This window comes from Sphingobium agrisoli (assembly GCF_041877245.1).
Lineage (GTDB): Bacteria > Pseudomonadota > Alphaproteobacteria > Sphingomonadales > Sphingomonadaceae > Sphingobium.
Window position 1 is genome coordinate 52166 of sequence record NZ_JBHDJI010000008.1, and the last position, 21704, is coordinate 73869.

Genomic DNA, 21704 nt, shown 5'->3' on the forward strand with positions numbered 1-21704 from the left:
TGATCAGAAATATTTCAGCCAGGCGATGTCGCGGCGGCGCCGCTTCAGCCGCGAATACCAGGCCGTCGGGATATAGAGCGGCAGGATCATCGCCGCGTACCAGACAAACACCCAGTTATAGTTGTCGAACGCGAAATACTGGCCCTGGTTCGGCCCCCAGATCGCCAGCGCGCTATGGTAGAGAATACGCAGCACGAAGAGATGGAGGATGTAGAAGAACATTGGCGCGCCGCCGAACACCGCGAGCGCCGCAATCAGCCCCGAGCCGTTCAAGCGATCGAACAGCACAAGCAGCAGCGCGCCACCGCCCAGCGTGGGCAGCAGGAACAGCAGAGAAGGCGGATATTTGGTGAGCGAAATGAAGCTGATCAGCGTGCGCACCGGATCGCCTTCGACCACGAACCACGGCTTGTCGCCATAGACGTTGAGCAGGCGCAGCGCGATGAAGGCGCCTATCAGGCCGAAGCCCAGCACGAGCAAGCGCCGCTGGCGTACGTCGGCCGGTACATCATCGCGGAACCAGGGGCCGATGCCGAAGCCGAGCAGGATCACCCCGACCCATGGCAGGATGGGATAGGTCGTCTTGGCGACAAGGCCGAATGCCAGCGGGAAGGTGTCGCGCTGGTGCAGCATCGCCCAGAGCGGGAAGAATCGGTCGTCCGGCGTCAGACGGATCGGATCGAGCAGGTTGTGAAGACAAACCAGGGCGAGTCCGAGGCCGATCAGCGCCGGGCGCGGCAGGTGTCGCAGCGCCGCCAGGATGATCATGCACAGGCCGATGCACCAGATGACCTGCATCCATAAGGTGGGTTGAGGGACGATCCCCCAGTAGAAGAGGGAGAGCGGAAACAGTTCGAGCGCCATGAGCAGCAGGCCGCGCTTGAGCAGATAGGCGGTCGTTTCTTGCGCCGTGTGGTGGATGCTGAACAGATAGACGCCCAGCCCGGTCAGCGCGACGAAGATCGGGGCGCAGAAGCTGACGGCAAACCGCGCGAACCCCATCGCCGGCAGGATGGTGGTCGCATCGATCGGATCGGTCACCGGGATATGGATGTAAAATGTCTCGCGCAGGTGGTCGAGCAGCATCAGCACCATGACGAAGCCGCGCAGCGCGTCGATATTCTGGAGCCGGCCGGCGACTGCCGCCGCCGGCGTCCGGGTCGCGACCGGAGTGACCATAGCCTGTGTCATCGAAGCATTGCTAGCCATCTGCCCTTCCCCTGTCGCCAAGCGGCATCGTTCCATGCCGATCATGCGGATGTTACAAAGCGGCGTATATCGAGTTTGGCCCCCGCCCGGCGCTTCCTGCCGGCCCGGCTCCCTCGCGTGAAATATTATAGCGCGGCGCTTTCGCCGCCCCCCAAATGCCGCTCGACCAGCGCGACATGGAGGCGGACGCCCAGTTCCAGCACATCGTCGTTGAAGTCATAATGCGGGTTGTGCAGCGGCGGCGATCCGGGGGCTTTCGCCTGCCCCAGCCAGATATAGGCACCCTTGCATGCCTGGAGCATGAAGGCGAAATCTTCGGAGGTGAAGGCGGGATCGGGCGCGATCCGGGCTTCACCGACGGCCGCGGCGGCGGCCAGCGCTTCGTGCGCGGCCTCTGCATCGTTGATCGTCGCGGGATAGTAACGGGTATATTCGACGCTCGCCGTGACTTCGCCCGCCAGCGCGACGCCGGCGGCGATCTCGCGGACCGACGCCTCGATACGATCCTGCACCGCCGAGTCGAAGGTGCGCACGGTGCCGGAAACGGTCACGGTCGCGGGGATCACATTATGGGTGTGGCCGCCATGGATCTGCGTGATCGACAGGACGGCGGACGCGGTCGGCGCAACCCGGCGGGAGACGATGGCGTTCAATTGCTGCACCAATGCTGCGGCAGCAAGGATCGCGTCGGGCGTATCCTGCGGGATGGCGGCATGACCGCCGCGCCCCTCCAGCCTGATCTCGAACTTGTCGGCCGCACCCATGATCGGGCCGGGTCGGGTGGCGATGGTGCCGGCGGGAAGGTCCGGCCAGTTGTGAAGGGCAAACACGCGGTCGCAGGGGAAACGCTCGAACAGCCCTTCCCGCACCATTTCCCGCGCGCCGCCATGGCCCTCTTCGGCCGGCTGGAAAAAGAAGTTCACCGTGCCATCGAAGCGACGGGTGCGCGCCAGATGCTGCGCCGCGCCCAGCAGCATGGCGACATGGCCATCATGGCCGCAGCCATGGAATTGCCCCGGCGTGCGGCTGGCATAGGGAAGGTTGGTCTGCTCATCGATCGGCAGCGCGTCCATGTCCGCACGCAGGCCTATGCTGCGGCCGGAATCGCCATTGCGCAGCACGCCCACGACACCGGTGCGGCCGATCCCCTCATGCACCTCCAGCCCCAGCGCGCGCAGCTGCTCGGCGATGCGGCCCGCAGTGCGATGTTCGCGGAAACCGAGTTCCGGGTGCGCGTGGATATCGCGGCGGAAGGCGACGAGCGGATCGATAAGATCGGAAAGATCGCTCACCGATGTCATGCCCCGTGCCGCTGTTCGCCGAACAGATGCTGGATCGGATAATGATGCTTGATGAAGGGCGACTTGATCACAACGTAGCTGAAATATTTCTCGATGCCATAATCGCTTTCCAGCATCCCCTCGACGATCGACTGGTAATGGGCGACGCCGCGCGTCACGAACTTCAGCAGATAATCATAGCCGCCGCTCACCAGATGGCATTCGACGATCTCGTCGAGCTTGCGGATGCGCGCCTCGAAGCGGGAAAAGTCGCCCGAGCGATGCTCGGCCAGCGTCACTTCGGTAAAGACGGTCAGATACTCGCCAAGCTTGTGCAGGTTGATATGCGCGCCATAGCCGGTGATGTAGCCGGCCTTCTCCAGCCGCTTGACGCGGGTGAGGCAGGGGCTGGGCGACAGGCCGACCGCATCGGCCAGCTCGACATTGGTGACCCGGCCCGATTGTTGCAACTGCGTGAGGATCTTGAGGTCGATCCTGTCCAGCTTAGGTCCGCCCAGCATGCCCGTTGCCCCTTTTTCTTATCTGACCGCAGCGCGAATATCCGCCTCTTCCAGCAGGTCGTCCAGCGTTTTGCGGATGCGCGCGAAGATCATGTCCATCTCCTCGTCCGATGCGCAGAGCGCGGGCGCGAGCCCGATGATATTGTCGCCGAACGCGCGGAAGATGACGCCGTTGGCGTAGCCCTTTGCGAAGAGGCGATCGGGCAGTTTGAGCGCCGGATCGAACTGCGCCTTGCTGTCCTTTTCCGCGACCAGTTCGATCGCGCCGAGCAGGCCACGACCGCGCGTGTCGCCGACCAGCGGATGATCCGCAATGGCGGCAAGGCCCGCCGCGAAGCGCGCCCCGACCTTCTGCCCGTTCGCCAATATGCCGCCTTCGGTATAGAGGCGCAGCACTTCGAGGCCCACAGCCGCGCTCACCGGATGCCCCGAATAGGTCGCGCCATGGCCGATCACCACGTCCGCCGCGGCGCCGTCCGCGATCCCCTGATACACCTTGTCCGACATGAGCAGCGCGCCCATGGGCACATAGCCGGAGGTCAGCCCCTTGGCGACGGTCATAAGATCCGGCGTGACCCCCTCCCCTTCGCAGGCGAACATCGGGCCGGTGCGGCCGAAGGCGGTGATGACTTCGTCCGCGACCATCAATATGCCAAGCTCGTCGCAGGTGGCGCGGATGGCCTTCAGCCAGCCGACCGGCGGCACGATCACGCCGCCCGACCCCTGGATCGGTTCGCAGAAGAAGGCGGCGACATTGTCCGCGCCCAGTTCCGCCACCTTGTCCTTCAGTTGCTGCACCGACCGGGCGATGATCGCGGCATCATCGCCCTCCAGATCGCTGCGATAGGGATAGGGCGATGGAATATGATGCTGCCAGCGCAGCGGCAGGTCGAAATTGCGGTGGAAATTGGCGAGTGCGGTCAGGCCCGCCCCGGTGCTGGTCGATCCATGATAGCCACGATCGAGCGCGATGCACTGCTTCTTCTGCGGCTTGCCGATCGCATTGTGATAATGGGTGATGTAGCGGATGGCGGCATCGACCGCGTCCGACCCGCCGAGCGTGAAATAGACATGGTCGAGGCCATCGGGGCTGAGGTCCACCAGCCGTTGCGCCAGGCGGGCGGCGGGCTCGTTGCCGAAATGGAAATAGCCCGTGGCGTATGGCAGCCGGCGCATCTGCTCGGCCGCGACCTCGACGATGCTATCCTGGCCATAGCCCACATTGACGCACCAGAGGCCGGCAAAGGCATCGAGCAGTTCCCGCCCGTCCATGTCGGTCAGCCACATGCCCTTGCCGCTCTGGAGCATGGTCGCGCCCCGCGCTTCATGCGCGCGGAAGGAGGTGACGGGGTGGATCAGATGGTCGCGGTCGATGTCGAGGATCGACCGGTTGGAATGCAGCGTCATGAGCGGGCTCGCCATTGTGGTCATGCCGACCAGACTAGGCGCGCGGCGCGGAGGGAAAGCCCAAGTTGCGCCATGCGGCGGCGCGACACACGTCTTTAGCCGGAACGGCGCGGCATAATCTGCCGTGCCTCTGCCGCTTCAGCTGAGCGCGTCGGCGACGGCCCGGCCGCACTGTTCGGTCGTGGCCTTACCCTTGAGATCGCCGGTGCGCAGCCCCGGCTCCGCCAGCACGGTCTCGATCGCGCGCATGATCGCGGCGGCGGCTTCGCCTTCGCCCAGATGTTCCAGCATCATCGCCGCCGACCAGATTTGCCCGACCGGGTTGGCGATGCCCTTTCCAGCGATGTCGGGGGCGGAACCGTGAACCGGCTCGAACAAGGAGGGTGCGGTGCGGTCCGGGTTGATATTGCCCGATGGCGCGACGCCGATCGTGCCGGTGCAGGCCGGGCCGAGATCGGACAGGATATCGCCGAACAGATTGGACGCCACCACGACGTCGAACCGGTCGGGGTTCAGCACGAACTGTGCGGTCAAAATATCGATATGATATTTGTCGTGGGTGACGGCGGGATAATGCTTCGCCATCTCCTCCACCCGCTCGTCCCACCAGGGCATGGTGATGGCGATGCCGTTGGACTTGGTGGCGGAGGTGACATGCTTGCGCTCCCGCGTCGCGGCAAGATCGAAGGCGTAGCGGAGCACCCGATCGGTGCCGTGGCGGGTCATGACCGTTTCCTGGATCACGACCTCGCGATCCGTGCCCGCGAACATCTTGCCGCCGACCGCGCTATATTCCCCTTCCGTATTCTCGCGCACGACCCAGAAGTCGATGTCGCCCGGCTCCCGCCCGACCAGCGGACAGGGCACGCCGGGCATCAGGCGGACCGGACGCAAATTGACATATTGGTCATATTCGCGCCGGAACTGAAGCAAAGATCCCCAGAGCGAGACATGGTCGGGCACCGTGTCGGGCCAGCCCACCGCGCCGAAGAAGATGGCGTCGGGCGAACCGATCTGTTCCTTCCAGTCGTCCGGCATCATCTGGCCGTGCCGGGCATAATAGTCGCAGCAGGCGAAATCCTGCCATGTCTGCTCGATCGCAAAGCCATAGAGGCTGGCCGCGCGCTCCAGCACGCGGATGCCTTCGGGCATGACTTCCTTGCCGATGCCGTCGCCGGGAATGACCGAAATCTTGTAGGTGTGCGCCATGTGATCCCTGCCCTTAGAGCTTCAGCCCGCCGATGTGGAACGCCTTGGTCTCGAGATATTCCTCGATCCCCGCATGGGCGCCTTCGCGGCCCAGGCCCGATTGCTTGATCCCGCCGAAGGGCGCCATCTCCATCGCCATGCCGCCGGTGTTGAGCACGACCATGCCCGCCTCCAGCTGTTCCCCGACGCGGAAGGCGCGGTGCAGGTTCTCGGTGTAGAAATAGCTGGCGAGGCCGAAGCTCGTGTCGTTGGCAAGGGCGATGCCTTCCGCCTCGTCATGGAAGCGGAACAGCGGCGCAACCGGGCCGAACGTCTCTTCGCTGGCGAGGCGCATGTCGCGCGTCGCGCCGGTGAGGATCAGCGGCGTGGCGAACCGCTCGCCCGTCGCGCCCTCGGGCGCCTGGGCGAAGATGGTCGCGCCATGGGCCAGCGCATCATCGACATGGGCGGAGACCTTCTCGACCGCCGCGCGGTTGATGAGCGGACCGATCGTGCTGCCCTCCTGATCGCCAGGCGCGACTTTGAGCGCCGAAACCGCCGCCGCCAGCTTCTGCGCGAAGGCATCATAGACGCCGTCCTGCACCAGGATGCGGTTGGCGCAGACGCAGGTTTGCCCCGCGTTGCGGAACTTGCTCGCAATCGTGGCGGCCACCGCCAGGTCGAGGTCGGCGTCGTCGAACACCAGCAGCGGCGCGTTGCCGCCCAATTCGAGGCTGAGGCGCTTGATGGTGTCCGCGCTCTGCCGCATCAGCAGCGCGCCAACGCGGGTCGATCCGGTGAAGGAGAGTTTGCGCACCGTCTCGCTGGCGGTCAGCACCCCGCCGATCGGCGCGGCCTGGCCGGTGACAATGTTGATGACGCCCGCCGGGAAGCCCGCTTCCTCGGCCAGCTTGACCAGCGCCAGCGCGCTGAAGGGCGTGAGCTCCGACGGCTTCACCACCACCGGGCATCCCGCCGCCAGCGCTGGCGCGCATTTGCGGGTGATCATGGCCGCGGGGAAGTTCCAGGGTGTGATCGCGGCCGACACGCCAACCGGCTCTTTCAGGATCAGGATGCGGCGGTTGGCTTCGGGCGCGGGGATGATGCTGCCGTCGATGCGACGGCCTTCCTCCGCGAACCATTTGATGAAGCTCGCCGCATAGCGTATCTCGCCCTCGGCTTCCGCGACCGGCTTGCCCTGCTCGGCGGTCATGATGCGGCCGAGATCGGCGACATTGTCCATCACCTGCGCATACCAGCGCTCCAGCAAGGCGGCGCGGTCCCCCGCCGTCCGCGCGCGCCACGCCGGCCAGGCCGCCCGCGCGGCGTCGATCGCGGCCTGAGTGTCCGTTTCGCCGCAATCGGGGATCGTGCCGACGATCGCGCCGGTCGCGGGATTGTCGACCGGCATCGTCGCGCCGGAGGAAGCGCCGACCCATTGCCCGCCAATATAGGCGTGCTGGACCAGAAGAGCGGGATTGTTGAGTGAAAGGGTCATCCGAGCGCCTGCGTCGTGAGTGTGAAGGTTCGTACCGAAGGATCGGCCTGCGGCGGGCGGCCGCGCGCCATGCGCGTCACCTGGCCCACGCGGGGCAGGCCTAGCTCAGCCAGCCAGTCGCCAAGGCCGCTGTCTTCGGGAATATCGAGACGGCAGAAGCTGCCGGATTGCGAGCCGAGCCAGTGCGAGATCAGCGCCTTGGCCCCGCCGGTATCGGGCGCGACCGTCGGGCCGATGACATGGCCGCGGCCGAATCGGCGGAAGAGCGAGAAGCCGACCGGCTCGTTGTCGCGCGTCAGTACCACCGCCTGCGCGCCGGGCACCAGCGCGTCGAGCAGGGCGGCGCGGTCCATGCCGCTCGCCCGGCGGGCAAGCTCGTGCAGAACCGGCATATCCTTGGCGCCGAGCGGACGCACCCGTTCATCGGGGAGGAGCGCCGCGATCGGCACGGAAAAGGCCGCGCCCTGATGCTGGAACACCGCGCCGATCCCGGCGAATCCCATTCCCGCGAACAGTCGCTCTTCCTCCTCTCCTGGCGCGCTCAGCAGCACGGTACGCCCGCCAAGATCATCCAGAACCGCGTCCATAAGCCGTCGGTCGACGCCCGGCTCCAAGACATCCGGCGACACGATGACCATGCCCAGCGTCGCGGCGTCCGCGCCGTATAGCCACGCCATCGCCGTGCCGACGATCCCGTCCTCGCTTTCCGCGACATAGCCGAAGCCGAGGCCGAGCAGCATGTCCCAATCCTCGATCCGGTGCGGCCATTTCCTGGCGTTGGAGAGGGACTGCGCGGCGCGCAGATCGTCCACCGTCATCGCTCGCAGCCGTACCATCGTTTCCATGCTTGTCGCCATGCTTACTCCCCGGCGGATCGAGGCCGCCTGTGGCTCCTGTAAAGATCGATTGGCCCGAGAGATAGCGACCCGTCCCAAGCATTGGCTGCCGGCTTGCGCCCGTTTTCGGAACATTATGGCGCGTGATGGACCGCGCCGCCCGCACCGGATGCCGCCCGAACCCGTGTCGCGCCGCTCGGGCAAAGGTTAACAAAATATTCCGCGCGAAACGCCCGATCGGGACCAGATGGGGGTTTGCGCCGTCCAGACGAGCCATCGCCCTTTCACCTCATTTACCGACCCTTATCCATTGCCGCGTAGAAGGGAGCCATGGATCTCAGTTTCCTCCGGGGTGGTGGGCTTAAGCCCGGTGCAACCCGCCCCGCCGGTCGGCCAAAGGTGCCGGCCTGGCCGTTTCTGCGGGCCGCTACGGCGGCGGCGCAGGCGGCCAGCCCTACCGCGCAGGCGGTGGCGGGCGTTCTGCGGGGGCAGGACGGGGGCGATGACTGGATCCAGGAGCTGGCGGGAATTTTCGCGCCGCGCTCCGGCGGCATGATCGAAGCCGTGCGTCTGACGGGAAGCTTCAACCCGTTGATCGCGAGCCGTTTAATCGGGGCAAAGGAAGATGAAGGCGGTGTTTACCGTGGCGCTTTAGCCCCTGTTCAGGGCTGATGTGTATCAAGGTCTGCACGGCCGATTTCGACAACGCCAGTGCCGCATATTGAGGGTAAGAATGATCGAGAACCAGAAAATCAGGCCCGCCCAGGTCGTCGGGCCGCTCGGGGAGCCCCTGACGCTGGACAGCCTGCCGCCGTCGGACACGACGCGCTGGGTGGTGCGCCGCAAGGCCGAGGTGGTGGCCGCCGTCAATGGCGGGCTGCTGAGCGTCGATGAAGCCTGCGCACGCTATAATTTGACCCTGGAGGAATTTGCCGGCTGGCAGCGTGCGGTCGACCGGTCCGGGATGCATGGCCTGCGCGTCACGCGCATCCAATATTATAAGTCCCTCTATGAACGGCAGCAGAAATATTGACCGCTGCCACGCGCTGACGGGTTGAGAGGGGCCGCTGGACGAAAGTCCGGCGGCCCCTTTCGTTTCGGGGGCGTGAATAACGGCGGCCGGGGCAGATGGTTTCCGGGCCGGAATCATTTTTGCGACCATGGAACGCGACGGAATATCGGCCGTTAAACCCTGCACCCAACCCGCTGGGGGCGTGGCAAGGAGAGTATCATGGGCATCATTCTGTGGCTTATCGTCGGCGGCGTCATTGGCTGGCTCGCCAGCATGGTCATGCGGACCGACGCGCAGCAGGGCATCCTGCTCAACATCGTGGTCGGCATCGTCGGCGCTTTCATCGGCGGTCTGATCTTCAGCGGCGGTTCGATCAACGAAGGTCTGACCGTCTACAGCTTCCTCGTGTCGCTGGTCGGCGCGATCATCCTGCTGGCGATCGTCAACCTCGTGCGTCGCGGCTCGGTGCGCTAAGCACCGGTTCGCCAGACTGTTTCAAAAGGGCCGTGCGACAAGCGCGGCCCTTTTTTGTGCGCATCATCGGCGCACGGCAAACCAGCGATAGATGGCGAGGACGGCGATCGCGCCCAGAACGGCGGCGATGAAGCCCGCGCTTTGCCCCGGTCGGTAGATGCCCGCCAGCCGGCCGACGAAGCCGGCGAGCAGCGCGCCGGCGATCCCCAGCAAGATGGTGACGACGCAGCCACCGGGATCGCGGCCCGGCATGACGAGCTTTGCGAGCGCACCCGCCAGCAGGCCGACGAATATCCATCCCAGAAAATCCATGCCGCGCTCCTCTCCCCCGCCCGACAGACGCACCCCTCATCGAACGAAGGATGCGCCTTCGTTCCGCCATGCACAAGCGCCCTCGTGCGGATCATTATGGCTCTGCCGTCTGCCCATGAAGCATGATAAATGGGGTTGAGCGGGGTGCTATATTCATATAACACAGCTCCGCAACAGGGGCAATGCGCCGGAAAGACGGATACGGCATGAATTACGAGACGCAGCTGATGGGCGACACGATGATCGTCATCGACGAGGACGCCGCGCGCCGGCGGCGCAAGCGGCTGCTGCTGGTCGGCGGCGTGGGGGCGGCCCTGCTGGTCGCGGCGGCAGCCGCCATCTCGATGTATGGCGGCAAGGAAACGGCTGCGCCCGCCGCCGGTGCGACCGCGCCGGTCGTCACCGTCACCAGTCCCGGCCAGTCCACCGTCGCGCGCACGATCAGCGCCACCGGATCGCTCGCGGCGCGGGTCGATATGCCCGTCGGCGTCGTCGGCGAAGGCGGGATGGTGACGCGGGTCATGGTGCAGCCGGGCGACTGGGTGCGCGCGGGCCAGATATTGGCGAGCGTCGAACGGTCGGTCCAGGCGGAGCAGGTCCGCTCGCTCGCCGCCCAGGTCGAGGTGGCGCGCGCCGATGCGAAGCTCGCCCAGGCGCAGCTGGACCGCGCCAAGGCGCTGGTATCGCGCGGCTTCATCAGCGCCGCCGACATCGACCAGCGCACTGCCACGCGCGACGCCGCGCAGGCGCGCGTCAATGTCGCCATCGCGCAGCTCAACGAACAGCGCGCCCGCACCGGGCGGCTCGACATCCGCGCGCCGGCGGCGGGACTGGTGCTGACGCGCGGCGTCGAGCCGGGCCAGATCGTCAGCGCGGGCAGCGCCGTCCTCTTCCGCCTCGCCAAGGGCGGGGAGATGGAGATGCGCGCGCAGGTGGCCGAAAGCGACCTGCTGACAATCCGGCCGGGCAACAGCGCCACGGTGACCCCGATCGGGTCGAGCCAGGGTTTTACCGGGCGGGTGTGGCAGGTGTCGCCGGTGGTCGATCCGCAGTCGCGCCAGGGCATCGCCCGCATCGGCCTGCCCTATAACAGCGCCTTGCGGCCGGGCGGCTTTGCGTCCGCGCTCATCACCAGCGGATCGGGCAGCGCGCCCTTGCTGCCCGAATCGGCGGTGCAGAGCGACGACAAGGGCAGCTTCGTCTATATCGTCAATGCCAAGGATCAGGTGGAACGGCGCAACGTGACCGTCGGGCAGGTGTCCGACGCCGGGGTCGCGGTGACCAGCGGCATTACCGGCGCGGAAAAGATCGTGACGTCGGCCGGCGCCTTCCTGACGCCGGGGCAGAAGGTGAAGCCGGAACTGGCAAAGGGCGGCTGACGGGCCGGGCGTAAGCTCACCCGCCGCAGATGAAGGATACGGGCGCCCGGTGGACCGGCGTCCGGCAAAGGAAGCGCGTCATGAGTTTTCGCAATATTTCCGCCTGGGCAATTCGCAATCCGGTCACGCCGCTCGTGCTGTTCGCCGCGCTGGTGCTGGCGGGGCTGGTCAGCTTCATGCGGATGGACGTGAACAACAATCCCGACGTCAGCTTCCCGATGGTCAGCGTGACAGTGGTTCAGCCTGGTGCCGCGCCGACCGAACTCGAAACCCAGGTCACCCAGCGGATCGAGGCCGCCGTGCGCGGCATCAGCGGGGTGGAGGACATCACGTCCTTCGCGTCCGAAGGACAGTCGCTGACCAACGTCCAGTTCCAGATCGGCACCCCGGTCGACCGCGCCGTCAACGACGTCAAGAACGCCGTCGACCAGATCCGCAGCGACCTGCCCGACGGCATATTGGAGCCGCAGGTCCGCCGCATCGACGTGGATGGCGGGCCGATCGCCTATTTCAGCGCCGAAGCGACCGACATGACGCTGGAGGAACTGTCCTGGTATGTCGACAATACGGTCGCCAAGCGGTTGCTGGCGATTTCCGGCATGGCGGCGGTCAATCGCGGCGGCGGCGTCAGCCGTGAAATCCGCGTCATCCTCGATCCCGCCAAGCTCCAGGCCTATGGCGTCACCGCCGCGCAGGTGAACGGCCAGTTGCAGCAGGTGAACCTGAATGCCGCCGGCGGCCGCACCGAAATTGCCGGCGCGGAACAGTCGATCCGCGTGCTCGGCAACGCGCGCAACGCCCGGTCGCTGGGCGAGACCCAGATCGCGATTTCGGGCGGGCGCACAGTCAAGCTGTCCGACCTGGCGCAGGTGCGGGACATGTATGCGGAGCAGCGCACTTTGTCGCTGATGAACGGACGCCAGGTCACCAGCTTCAGCATGGAGAAGGCAAAGGGATCGTCGGACGTTACCGTCTATGACGAAGCCATGAAGGTGCTGGACAAGCTGAAGAAGGAAAATCCCAAGGTCCAGTTCAAGGAGCTTTACACCAGCGTCGAATATACCCGCGGCCAATATCACAGCGCCATGTCCGCGATGATCGAGGGCGCGGTGCTGGCGGTCGTCATCGTCTTCCTGTTCCTGCGCGACTGGCGCGCGACGATGATCTCGGCGCTCGCGATTCCCCTGTCGGCGATCCCGTCCTTCTGGTTCATGGACATGATGGGCTTCACGCTCAACGGCATTTCGCTGCTGGCTTTGAGCCTGGTGGCGGGCGTGCTGGTGGACGACGCGATCGTGGAGATCGAGAATATCGTCCGGCACATGCGGATGGGCAAAAGCGCCTATCAGGCGTCGATCGACGCCGCCGATGAGATCGGCCTTGCCGTGCTCGCCACCACCATGGCGATCGTCGCGGTGTTCCTGCCCGTCGCGCTGATGCCGGGCCTTGCCGGGCAATTCTTCATCCAGTTCGGCATGACCGTGGTCGTCTCGGTCCTCATGAGCCTGGCCGTCGCGCGCCTCATCACGCCGATGATCGCGGCCTATTTCCTGAAGGCCCATGGAGAGGAGACGCACGGCGAAGGCTGGCTGATGGACCGGTACATGGGCATATTGCGCTGGTCGCTGGAGGACCGCAAGGCGAAGGAACGCCGGGCGCGGGGCGGCTTCCGCAACCGGGTCGCCGGCTTCTTCACCGACCATCGCGTCTGGACCCTGGGCGCGGGCGTGCTCGCCTTCATCTGCACGATCATTGCGTTCGCCACGTTGCCGATGACGTTCCAGCCGACGATCAACACCGATTTCAGCCAGGTGAAGATCGAGACCGTGCCGGGCAGCACGCTGGCGCAGACGACGGCCGTCACGCGCAAAGTGGCGGACATGCTGGCGGCCGACACCGACACGGTCGATGCCGCCTTCGCCGACATCAATACGACCAACGCCGACATCTTCCTGACGCTCAAGAAGGACCGCCCACTGTCTTCGGTCGACTGGGAGCGGCAAATGGCGCCCAAGTTCCAGACCATCGCCGACGCCCGGGTCAATTTCCAGTCGCAGTCGGGCGGCGGCTTCGGCCGCGACGTCATCATGATGTTCGGGTCGGACGATCCGGTGCTGCTGGAAAAGACCGCCAACCAGCTGGTCAAGGAGATGGCGGGCCTGAAGGAGCTGCGCGATCCGCGGGTGCAGGGCGACATGCAGCGGCCCGAGATCATCATCAAGCCGCGCCTGGACCTGGCCGCCAGCATGGGCGTGACGACCGCTGCCCTCAGCCAGTCGATCCGCATCGCGACGATCGGCGACATCGACCAGAATGTCGCCAAATTCTCGCTGTCCGACCGGCAGATTCCGATCCGGGTGTCGCTGTCCGAAGACAGCCGGAAGGATATCTCGACCATCCAAAACATGCCGGTGCCGACGGTATCGGGCGGATCGGTGCCGTTGCGCGTCGTCGCCGATATCAGTTTCGGGGCGGGGCCGACGCAGATCCGCCGCTACAACCAGATTCGTCGCGTCGTGGTGGGCGCGGACCTTGCGCCGGGGCTTGTGACCAGCCAGGCGACGGCGAAGATCAACGCGCTGCCGACGATGAAGGCGATCAACGAGGGCCGCATCCAAGGCGTGCAGAAGATCAACGCGGGCGACGCCAAGTGGCAGATGGAGATGATCCAGAACTTCATAATCGCCGTGTTTTCCGGCGTGCTGCTGGTGCTGGCGGTGCTGGTGCTGCTCTACAAGCGGATCATGCCGCCCTTCGTCAATCTGGGGTCGCTGCTGCTCGCGCCGCTGGGCGGTGCGATCGCGCTGCATATCGCGGGCCAGCCGCTGTCGATGCCGGTGTTCATCGGCCTGCTGATGCTGCTTGGCATCGTCGCCAAAAACTCGATCCTCGTCATCGACTTCGCGCTGGAGGAGATGGAGAAGGGGGTGCCCAAGAAAGAGGCGATCATCGATGCCGGGCACAAGCGCGCCCAGCCGATCGTCATGACGACGGTCGCGATGGTCGCGGGCATGGTGCCGACCGCCATCTCGCTCTCGGGCGACGGCGCGTGGCGCGCGCCGATGGGCGTTACGGTGATCGGCGGGCTCATCCTGTCGACCGTGCTGACGCTGGTGATCGTGCCGGCGGTGTTCAGCCTGGCGATCGGGCTGGAAGCGTGGATCGGCCCGCGCCTAGGCCGCGGCCTGCTGACCTACCGGCCCGAGCATAAGCATGGCGGCGGAGCCGCGCAGCCGGCGGAATAACGCCGGGGAGCCGAACGGGGCTTGCCTGAACGAAACGGCGGCGTAACCGTTATGCGGCCATGACGATGCTTCGCCTGCCCCACGCCAAGGACGCCCCTGCCCCGCACCCGGCGCGGCGGATGCGGGTCGTGGCGACGGGGATGTTGATCGCCATGGCTGCGCTGTTCGCTTTGGCCCGGGCGACGGCGCATCTCCACCCCGCGATCGGCTTTGTCCAGGCCTTCGCCGAAGCGGCAATGGTGGGCGGCCTGGCCGACTGGTTCGCGGTGACGGCGTTGTTTCGGCATCCGCTCGGCCTGCCCATTCCCCACACCGCGATCATCCCGCGCAACAAGGACCGGATCGGCGATACGCTGGCGGTGTTCCTGCGCGACAATTTCCTGACCCCCGCCGTGGTCGCGCGGCGGATGCGGCACATGGATGTCGCGGCGGCGGCGGGCCGGTTTCTTGCCAGTCCCTCCGGCGGTGACGGGCGGCTGCGCGAAGGGGCGTCGCGGCTGGCCGCCGACATATTGGAGGCGCTGGACCAGGAGCGGCTGGGCGGGATGGTCAAGGGCGCGATCGGCCAGCGGCTGCGCGCGCTCAACCTCGCCCCGCTGATCGGCCAGGCGATCGAGGCGGCGATGCGCGACGGGCGGCACGGGCCGGTGATGGACGGCATCGTCCACTGGGCCGACAAGGCGCTGGAGGCGAACGAGCATCTGATCCGCGCGATGATCTCCGAACGCGCGGGCAAGGTGCTGCGCTGGACCGGGCTGGACGAAAATCTGGCAAATGCGATCCTGTCGGGCCTGCGCAAGATGCTGGCGGAGATGGCCGCCGACCCCGGACATAGCCTGCGCCTGAAGGCCGAGGAAGGCATGGCGAAGCTCGCCTTCGACCTTCAGTTCGATCTGGAGATGCAGGCCAAGGTCGCCGGCATACGCGACGAGATACTCGACAATCCGGCGATGCAGCGGTGGATCGAGGGCATGTGGGAGCAGGCGCGCGCCGGGCTGTTGCGGGGGGTGCGCGATCCGGGGCAGGCGATGGCGGGCCGGCTGGGCGAGGCGGTGCGGGCGCTGGGCGCGACATTGCAGCAGGAGGCGCGGCTGCGCGTCGTCATCAACCGGTTTGCGCGCCGGGCGGCGGTGGGCGCGACGGCGAGCTATGGCGACGCGATCGTCCGGCTGGTGAGCGACACGGTGCGCGGATGGGACGCGGGCACGGTGACGAGCCGGCTGGAGCAGGCGGTGGGCCGCGACCTGCAATATATCCGCGTCAACGGCACGCTGGTCGGCGGTCTGGTCGGCCTTGCGATCCACGCGATCGACGTGGCGTTCTGAGCGATCAGTACAGCGAGCTGGACAGTTGTTTGGCGGTTTTCGATCACTCAAATTTAATGTTGCAACATATCATAAAATGATGTTGTATCATTTCATCGCGGTAATAAGCCGAGTCATCGGCGCACGGCGATAAGGAGAGGATGCGCAGGACAAGAGGAGCCGGACGATGCGACTCATGAGCGTGAATGGCGACATGGTACAGGGGCGATATGGCGCGGGACGCAAGTCGTCGCTGGGGCTGGGCGGCACGGTTGCCGTCCATGCGCTGGTGGTGGGGGCGTTTCTGTTGATTCCCAAGGAGGTGATCGACATCGTGCGGCAACCGCCGCCGCTGGTGACGGAGAATATTCCGCTGCCACCCGAGCCACAACCGACGCCGCCGCAGCCGGTGGACAGCAAGACGCCGGCCCAGCCGCGACCCGAGCGGCCGACTGCCCCCCGGCCGGAGGTGTCGATGCCGTCCGATCCGCCGCTCACCGGCACCGGAGACCCGATCGGGAGCGCCCCGCTCACCCCGCCCTATATCCCGCCTCCACCACCGATCCCCGATCCGGTGCTGACCGAGCCGCAGATCGACCCGCGCGCCCTGCCCGCGTTTCAGCCCGACTATCCGGGCGCGATGATCCGGCAGCAGGTGGAAGGCAAGGTGACGGTGCGGGTCAGCATCAGCGCCGAAGGGCGCGTCACCGCGATCGAGAAGGTGAGCGCGACCGACGAAAGCTTCTGGCTGGCGACCGAGCGTCACGCGTTGCGGAAATGGCGGTTCCGCGCCGCCACGCGGGACGGCGTTCCGGTGCCCTCCACCAAGGTGCTGACGGTGCGCTTCACTTTGACCGATCGGTAGGCCGAGGCTTCCCCCCTTCATCCCCGCCTAGGCGCGTTGGCCGAAGTCACATGCCTCCGGCCAACCCGCTGACTCGGGAATGTCGATGAGGGGGCAGGCCCGCTTCACGCCACGCCGAATTTCTCGCGCAGGGCGAGCATGGCGATGGCGGCCTTGGCCGCTTCGCCGCCCTTGTCCTTCTGGTCGGGGCGGGCGCGGACCAGCGCCTGTTCCTCATTCTCGACCGTCAGGATGCCATTGCCGATGGCGATGCCGTCCATGCTGAGCGCCATGAGGCCGCGCGCGCTTTCGTTCGAGACGACCTCGAAATGATAGGTCTCGCCGCGGATCACCACGCCGATCGCGATGAAGCCGTCATAGCGGCCGGTCTCCGCCGCCAACGCAACGGCGCCGGGTATCTCCAGCGCGCCGGGCACCGTCACCACTTCGTACCGATGGCCGCCATCGTCCAGCGCCGCCTTTGCGCCCGCGATCAGCAGGTCGTTCAGATGGTCGTAGAAGCGCGCCTCGACGATCAGGAATTTCGCCATCCTTATGTCCTTTGGTCAGAGTTCGATCGGGCGCTGCCCGACCACCGAGAGGTCGTAGCCGTCGAGCGCGATCAGGCTGTGGTGGCTGTTGGTCAGCAGGATCATGTCATGCACGCCGAGTTCCGCAAGCAGTTGCGCGCCCACGCCATAGTTGCGCAGTTCGTCCATGTCGCCGGGGACCGCGCCCTTGGCCGCGTAGCGCATGATCGATCGGGACAGAAAATCACTCTCGTCCGATCCGGTCAGCAGCACAATGAGGCCCGATCCTTCGCGCCCGATGATCTCCATCGATCGCGCCAGCAGGTCGCTGCGCTTGCCCTGTGCGCCATAGATGTCGTCCATCAGCGACAACTGGTGCATCCGCACCAGGGTCGGCTGGTCGGGCACGACATGGCCCTTTTGCAGCACCATCTGTTCGGTGCGGGTGGCGCGATTGTAGAAACTGATCGCTTTCCAGTCGCCGCCCCATTTGCTGGCGAACGTCGTTTCCGCGCGGCGTTCGACCATATGGTCGTGGCGGCGGCGATAGGCGATGAGGTCGCGGATCGTGCCGATCTTCATCTTGTGCCTGGCGGCGAAGGGGATGAGGTCGTCGAGGCGCGCCATGGTGCCGTCGTCCTTCATCACTTCGCAGATGACGCCCGACGGATTGAGGCCGGCGAGCCGCGCCACGTCCACCGCCGCTTCGGTATGGCCGGTGCGGACGAGCACGCCGCCGTCCTTGGCCACCAGCGGGAAGACATGGCCGGGCGTCACGATGTCGGCGCGGCCCTTCGACCCGTCGATCGCGACCGAGATGGTGCGGGCGCGGTCGGCGGCGGAAATGCCGGTGGTCACGCCCTCGCGCGCCTCGATCGACACGGTGAAAGCGGTTTCGTGCCGCGTGCCGTTGTTACGGCTCATAAGTTCAAGGCCGAGATGATCGACGCGGTCCTTCGTCATCGCCAGGCAGATGAGGCCGCGCCCGTGGGTCGCCATGAAGTTGATCGCGTCGGGGGTCGCCATCTGGGCGGGGATGACGAGGTCGCCCTCATTCTCCCGGTCTTCATCGTCGACCAGGATGAACATGCGGCCGTTGCGGGCTTCGTTGATGATCTCTTCGGGACTCGCGAGCGCGGTGCCGCCCTCGCGCTTCAGGATATAGGTTTCCAGCTTGCCAAGCGTGTCGGCGGTCGGGTTCCAGTCGGCCTCCCCCAGCCGGCGCAGCGAATTGGCGTGGAGTCCGGCGGCGCGGGCCAGGCCGGATCGGGACATGCCGCCATCGGTGACGAGGCTGCGGACGGTATCGAGAAGCGCGGACGACATGATAAGACTCCTTCCCGCTAAGGGGATGGCCGTCATATCACATCGTAATGTGAAAATTGCAAGCCGCAATCACATTGTGCGATTGCGAAGGCCCTGCATACGGTCGAGGTAGCGGGCAAGTACGTCGATCTCCAGATTGACCTGTGCGCCTTCGGCCAGCCGGCCAAGCGTTGTCACATCCCAGGTGTGGGGGATGAGATTGACCGAGAAATGCGCGCCGCCCTCGACATCGCGCACGTCGTTGACGGTCAGCGATACGCCGTCCACCGTGATACTGCCCTTGGCCGCGATCATCGGGGCGAGGGCCGTATCCACCGCAAAGCCGACCTTGTGCGAATCACCTTCCGGACAGACGCCGACCACCGTGCCGAGGCCATCGACATGGCCGGTGACGATATGCCCGCCCAGTTCATCGCCCACCTTGAGCGCGCGTTCGAGGTTCAGCCGGCCGCCTTCGTCCCACAGGCCAGGCGCGGTGCGCGCCACCGTTTCCGCCGACAGATCGACCGCGAACCAGTCCGCGCCCTTCTCCACCACGGTCAGGCACGCGCCCGAACAGGCGATGGACGCGCCGATGGCGACGCTTTCCATGTCGTAGCCGCAGCCGATGACAAGGCGCAGGTCGCCGCGCTGATCATGGGCACGGATCGTGCCGATATCGGTGATGATGCCGGTGAACATATGCCTTACCCCGTTACCACATCCGCAATTGCGTGGGGCCTTAAGCGCTCCGAACCCGCTCGTAAACCTCCAGCTGGTCGACGCCGAGCGCGCGCCTGTCCGCCAGGCGCCAGCGCCCGTGCGCCGCGCCGAGATCGGTGAGGTTGATGTGGCCGATCCCGGCCAGCCCGTCCCCCACGATGATCGGCGCGCGATACAGCAGCAGCCGGTCGACAAGATTCGCGCGCAGGAAGGCCGCCGCCGCGCCCGCGCCGCCTTCCACCAGCAGATGGTCCACCCGGTCGAGCCCCGCGATCTCTTCCGGAGCGGCGATCCGCTCCCATCCGGCCGGCGCATCGCTGCGGCTCAGCAGCAGCCGGCGCGGCGAGCGATCCTCAAGGCCGCGCAGCCGCACATCGAGCCGAGGCGAATCGGCGCGCAGCGTGCCGCCACCGACCAGAATCGCGTCGTGCCGGGACCGCTCCATATGGGCATGCGCCCGCGCGTCCGGCCCGGTGATCCAGCGGCTGCGCCCGTCGGCCAGCGCGATCCGCCCGTCGAGCGACAGGCCGAGCTTGAGCGTCACATGCGGCCGCCCCAGCGTCTGCCGCAGCACGAAGCCGGCCATGGCGCGCGCCGCTTCCTGCGCCATCAGGCCCATCTCGACCGTGACGCCCCGGTCGCGCAGCCATGCCGCGCCCTGCCCGTCGGTGCGCGGATCGGGATCGCGCAGCGCGATCACCACGCGGGCGATGCCCGCCCGCGCGATCAGGTCGGCGCAGCGCGGCCCGCGCGGGGACAGGTGAAAGCAGGGTTCGAGCGTGACATAGGCCGTGGCCCCCTGCGCCTGGTCCATCGCCTGCTCCAGCGCCTGCGCCTCGGCATGGGGGCGGCCGCCCTTCTGGGTCCAGCCGCGCCCGACGATATGGCCGTCCCGCACGATCAGGCAGCCGACATTGGGATTGGGCGTGGAAAGGCCGCGTCCGCGCTGCGACAGGGCGATGGCGGCGGCCATCAAGCGCCGGTCGTCCATCGGTGAAGGAAGGCGGCTCAGGGCTGGGCAGCCCCGGCCTTCGGGCTCTTTTCCGCCGCTTCAGCCTTTGCCAGCCGCTCGTCGAGCATCGCGTCGATCGCCTTCACCGCTTCCTTGCGTTTTGCCGTGTTGCGCCTTTCCTCGTCGCGCCATTCGATGCCGAAGGCGTCGGCAAAGCCCTGCATCTTCTGCTGCTGCTTGATGAGCGCCGCTTCGCGCTTGGCGAAGTCGATCTTCTGCTGGAGGATGATCGCCGCGTCGGAGCGGTTGGCGTCCCAGCTTTCGACATAGATGATCTTGTTCCGCGTCGGCATCGTGTTGGTGTTCGCGTCGATGACGAAGGTCCACACGATGACCCAGGTCAGCGCCGCCGACAGGCCGAGCAGCGGCCATTTATGCTTCCGCTGCTGCCGGAAATAGCTCCAGAAGTCGCCGAGCGCGCTCTTGGGAGAAACGGGACGGGGAAAGATCGCCATGCCCCGCATATAGGGCATGGCGATGGCTGATGCAAAAGGCGCTTTTACGCCACCGGCGCCAATGCGGGATAGTCGGTATAGCCCTCCGCGCCCCTGGCGTAGAAGGTCGCGGGATTCGGCGCGTTGAGCGGCGCGCCGGTGCGGAGGCGCTCCACAAGGTCGGGGTTGGCGAGGAAGGGCCGGCCGAAGGCGATGGCGTCGGCGACGCCGCTGTCGAGCGCAGCCTGAGCCGTTTCCGCCGTAAAGTCGCTGTTGAGGATCAGCGGCCCGCGATACTGCTGGCGGATGATCGGCGACAGGGGCGGTACTTCGCTGGCGCCATAGGTGCCGTGGGGCTTCAGCTCGCGCAGTTCGAGGAAGGCAATGCCGAGCGCGTCGAGCGCCTGCGCCGCGACCGGGAAAACGCTCTGCGGGTCGCTGTCGTCGGTGCCCTGGCTGTTGCCGTTGGGCGAGAGGCGGACGCCGGTGCGGTCCGCGCCGATCGCGCTGGTCAGCGTGCCGACCACTTCGCGCAGCAGGCGGACCCGGTTTTCCGGGCTGCCGCCATAATCATCGTCGCGGGCATTGGCGCCGTTGCGTAAGAATTCGTCGATCAGATAGCCGTTGGCGGCGTGAAGCTGAACCCCGTCGAAGCCGGCCGCGACCGCATTGCGCGCGGCGACGGCATAGGTGTCGAGCAACTGCGGGATTTCGGAGACTTGGAGCGCGCGCGGCGTCTCATAGTCCTGGTTGCCGTCATAGGTATGGGCATGGCCCGGCGCGGCGACGGGGCTGGAGGAGACGGGCTGCTCGCCGGTGACGCTCGAATGGACCAGCCGGCCCATATGCCAGAGCTGCGCGACGATCCGCCCGCCCGCGTCGTGCACCGCGTCAGTGACGCGCCGCCAGCCATCGACCTGACCCTGGTTCCAGAGGCCCGTCGCATAGGGCCAGCCCAGACCCTGCCGCGAAATGCCGATCGCCTCGCTGATGATAAGGCCCGCGCCGGCGCGCTGCGCGTAATAGTCGGCCATGATGGGCGTGGGCACATGATCGCGGGTGCCGCGCGCGCGGGTCAAGGGCGCCATCAGGATGCGGTTGGGCGCGGAAATCGCGCCGAGCTGGATGGGATCGAACAGGGTCGTCACGGAAATCTCCCCTTATACGCACAAAATGCCAATATAGTTGCAA

21 protein-coding genes are annotated in these 21704 nt (G+C 66.4%); 7 read left to right on the forward strand and 14 right to left on the reverse strand.

Annotated features, from left to right (window positions below; all coding sequences use genetic code 11):
- Positions 1 to 3: 3 nt before the first annotated feature.
- The 7 genes from ACETPF_RS13905 to ACETPF_RS13935 all read right to left on the reverse strand — a co-directional run bounded on the left by ACETPF_RS13905 (position 4) and on the right by ACETPF_RS13935 (position 7960).
- The gene (locus ACETPF_RS13905; protein ID WP_373935111.1) at positions 4 to 1209 is read right to left on the reverse strand and encodes an acetyltransferase domain-containing protein; all 1206 of its coding nucleotides are present in this window, start codon (positions 1207 to 1209) and stop codon (positions 4 to 6) included.
- A 125-nt stretch (positions 1210 to 1334) separates the two neighbouring features.
- Complete coding sequence (locus tag ACETPF_RS13910; RefSeq protein WP_373935112.1) at positions 1335 to 2501, reverse strand: M20 aminoacylase family protein; 1167 nt, start codon at positions 2499 to 2501, stop codon at positions 1335 to 1337.
- A 5-nt stretch (positions 2502 to 2506) separates the two neighbouring features.
- Complete coding sequence (locus ACETPF_RS13915; protein ID WP_328279010.1) at positions 2507 to 3010, reverse strand: Lrp/AsnC family transcriptional regulator; 504 nt, start codon at positions 3008 to 3010, stop codon at positions 2507 to 2509.
- 18 nt (positions 3011 to 3028) lie between these two features.
- Positions 3029 to 4441 (reverse strand): aspartate aminotransferase family protein, encoded by a 1413-nt coding sequence (locus ACETPF_RS13920; RefSeq protein ID WP_373935113.1) that lies wholly within the window; start codon positions 4439 to 4441, stop codon positions 3029 to 3031.
- 114 nt (positions 4442 to 4555) lie between these two features.
- On the reverse strand, positions 4556 to 5626 hold the full coding sequence (locus ACETPF_RS13925; protein ID WP_373935114.1) for a tartrate dehydrogenase: 1071 nt from the start codon (positions 5624 to 5626) through the stop codon (positions 4556 to 4558).
- A gap of 13 nt (positions 5627 to 5639) precedes the next feature.
- Positions 5640 to 7103 (reverse strand): NAD-dependent succinate-semialdehyde dehydrogenase, encoded by a 1464-nt coding sequence (locus ACETPF_RS13930; RefSeq protein WP_373935116.1) that lies wholly within the window; start codon positions 7101 to 7103, stop codon positions 5640 to 5642.
- On the reverse strand, positions 7100 to 7960 hold the full coding sequence (locus ACETPF_RS13935) for a GNAT family N-acetyltransferase (RefSeq protein ID WP_373935117.1): 861 nt from the start codon (positions 7958 to 7960) through the stop codon (positions 7100 to 7102). The genes ACETPF_RS13930 and ACETPF_RS13935 overlap by 4 nt, the downstream gene beginning before the upstream one ends.
- Before the next feature lie 309 nt (positions 7961 to 8269).
- Here ACETPF_RS13935 and ACETPF_RS13940 point away from each other — a divergent pair, with 309 nt between their 5' ends.
- The 3 genes from ACETPF_RS13940 (at position 8270) to ACETPF_RS13950 (ending at position 9425) form a co-directional block, all read left to right on the forward strand.
- Positions 8270 to 8611, forward strand: coding sequence for a hypothetical protein (locus ACETPF_RS13940; protein WP_373935119.1), 342 nt, complete (start codon positions 8270 to 8272; stop codon positions 8609 to 8611).
- A gap of 61 nt (positions 8612 to 8672) precedes the next feature.
- Positions 8673 to 8972, forward strand: coding sequence for a CtrA inhibitor SciP (sciP, locus tag ACETPF_RS13945; RefSeq protein WP_328278998.1), 300 nt, complete (start codon positions 8673 to 8675; stop codon positions 8970 to 8972).
- 198 nt (positions 8973 to 9170) lie between these two features.
- Positions 9171 to 9425, forward strand: coding sequence for a GlsB/YeaQ/YmgE family stress response membrane protein (locus ACETPF_RS13950; protein WP_373935120.1), 255 nt, complete (start codon positions 9171 to 9173; stop codon positions 9423 to 9425).
- A 63-nt stretch (positions 9426 to 9488) separates the two neighbouring features.
- On the opposite strand, the gene ACETPF_RS13955 is transcribed toward ACETPF_RS13950, so the two are convergent.
- Positions 9489 to 9737 (reverse strand): GlsB/YeaQ/YmgE family stress response membrane protein, encoded by a 249-nt coding sequence (locus tag ACETPF_RS13955; protein WP_373935121.1) that lies wholly within the window; start codon positions 9735 to 9737, stop codon positions 9489 to 9491.
- Positions 9738 to 9943: 206 nt separating this feature from the next.
- On the opposite strand from ACETPF_RS13955, the gene ACETPF_RS13960 reads away from it, so the two are divergent.
- The 4 genes from ACETPF_RS13960 (at position 9944) to ACETPF_RS13975 (ending at position 16530) form a co-directional block, all read left to right on the forward strand.
- On the forward strand, positions 9944 to 11116 hold the full coding sequence (locus tag ACETPF_RS13960; RefSeq protein ID WP_373935122.1) for an efflux RND transporter periplasmic adaptor subunit: 1173 nt from the start codon (positions 9944 to 9946) through the stop codon (positions 11114 to 11116).
- A gap of 80 nt (positions 11117 to 11196) precedes the next feature.
- Positions 11197 to 14361: an efflux RND transporter permease subunit gene (locus ACETPF_RS13965; protein ID WP_373935123.1), complete on the forward strand. Its 3165-nt coding sequence runs from the start codon at positions 11197 to 11199 to the stop codon at positions 14359 to 14361.
- Between the two features lie 59 nt (positions 14362 to 14420).
- Positions 14421 to 15686 (forward strand): DUF445 domain-containing protein, encoded by a 1266-nt coding sequence (locus tag ACETPF_RS13970; protein WP_373935124.1) that lies wholly within the window; start codon positions 14421 to 14423, stop codon positions 15684 to 15686.
- Between the two features lie 166 nt (positions 15687 to 15852).
- The gene (locus ACETPF_RS13975) at positions 15853 to 16530 is read left to right on the forward strand and encodes an energy transducer TonB (RefSeq protein ID WP_373935125.1); all 678 of its coding nucleotides are present in this window, start codon (positions 15853 to 15855) and stop codon (positions 16528 to 16530) included.
- A gap of 104 nt (positions 16531 to 16634) precedes the next feature.
- On the opposite strand, the gene ribH is transcribed toward ACETPF_RS13975, so the two are convergent.
- The 6 genes from ribH to ACETPF_RS14005 all read right to left on the reverse strand — a co-directional run bounded on the left by ribH (position 16635) and on the right by ACETPF_RS14005 (position 21661).
- Entirely contained in the window at positions 16635 to 17060 is a 426-nt protein-coding gene (gene ribH / locus ACETPF_RS13980; RefSeq protein ID WP_373935127.1) for a 6,7-dimethyl-8-ribityllumazine synthase, read from the reverse strand.
- 15 nt (positions 17061 to 17075) lie between these two features.
- Entirely contained in the window at positions 17076 to 18365 is a 1290-nt protein-coding gene (gene ribB, locus ACETPF_RS13985) for a 3,4-dihydroxy-2-butanone-4-phosphate synthase (RefSeq protein ID WP_373935130.1), read from the reverse strand.
- Positions 18366 to 18434: 69 nt separating this feature from the next.
- Positions 18435 to 19046 (reverse strand): riboflavin synthase, encoded by a 612-nt coding sequence (locus tag ACETPF_RS13990; RefSeq protein ID WP_373935131.1) that lies wholly within the window; start codon positions 19044 to 19046, stop codon positions 18435 to 18437.
- A gap of 40 nt (positions 19047 to 19086) precedes the next feature.
- A complete protein-coding gene (ribD, locus tag ACETPF_RS13995) occupies positions 19087 to 20058 on the reverse strand; it encodes a bifunctional diaminohydroxyphosphoribosylaminopyrimidine deaminase/5-amino-6-(5-phosphoribosylamino)uracil reductase RibD (RefSeq protein ID WP_373935132.1) in 972 nt (323 codons plus the stop codon).
- 17 nt (positions 20059 to 20075) lie between these two features.
- Positions 20076 to 20534 (reverse strand): hypothetical protein, encoded by a 459-nt coding sequence (locus tag ACETPF_RS14000; protein WP_373935133.1) that lies wholly within the window; start codon positions 20532 to 20534, stop codon positions 20076 to 20078.
- Positions 20535 to 20578: 44 nt separating this feature from the next.
- Complete coding sequence (locus ACETPF_RS14005; RefSeq protein ID WP_373935135.1) at positions 20579 to 21661, reverse strand: alkene reductase; 1083 nt, start codon at positions 21659 to 21661, stop codon at positions 20579 to 20581.
- Positions 21662 to 21704: the final 43 nt, after the last annotated feature.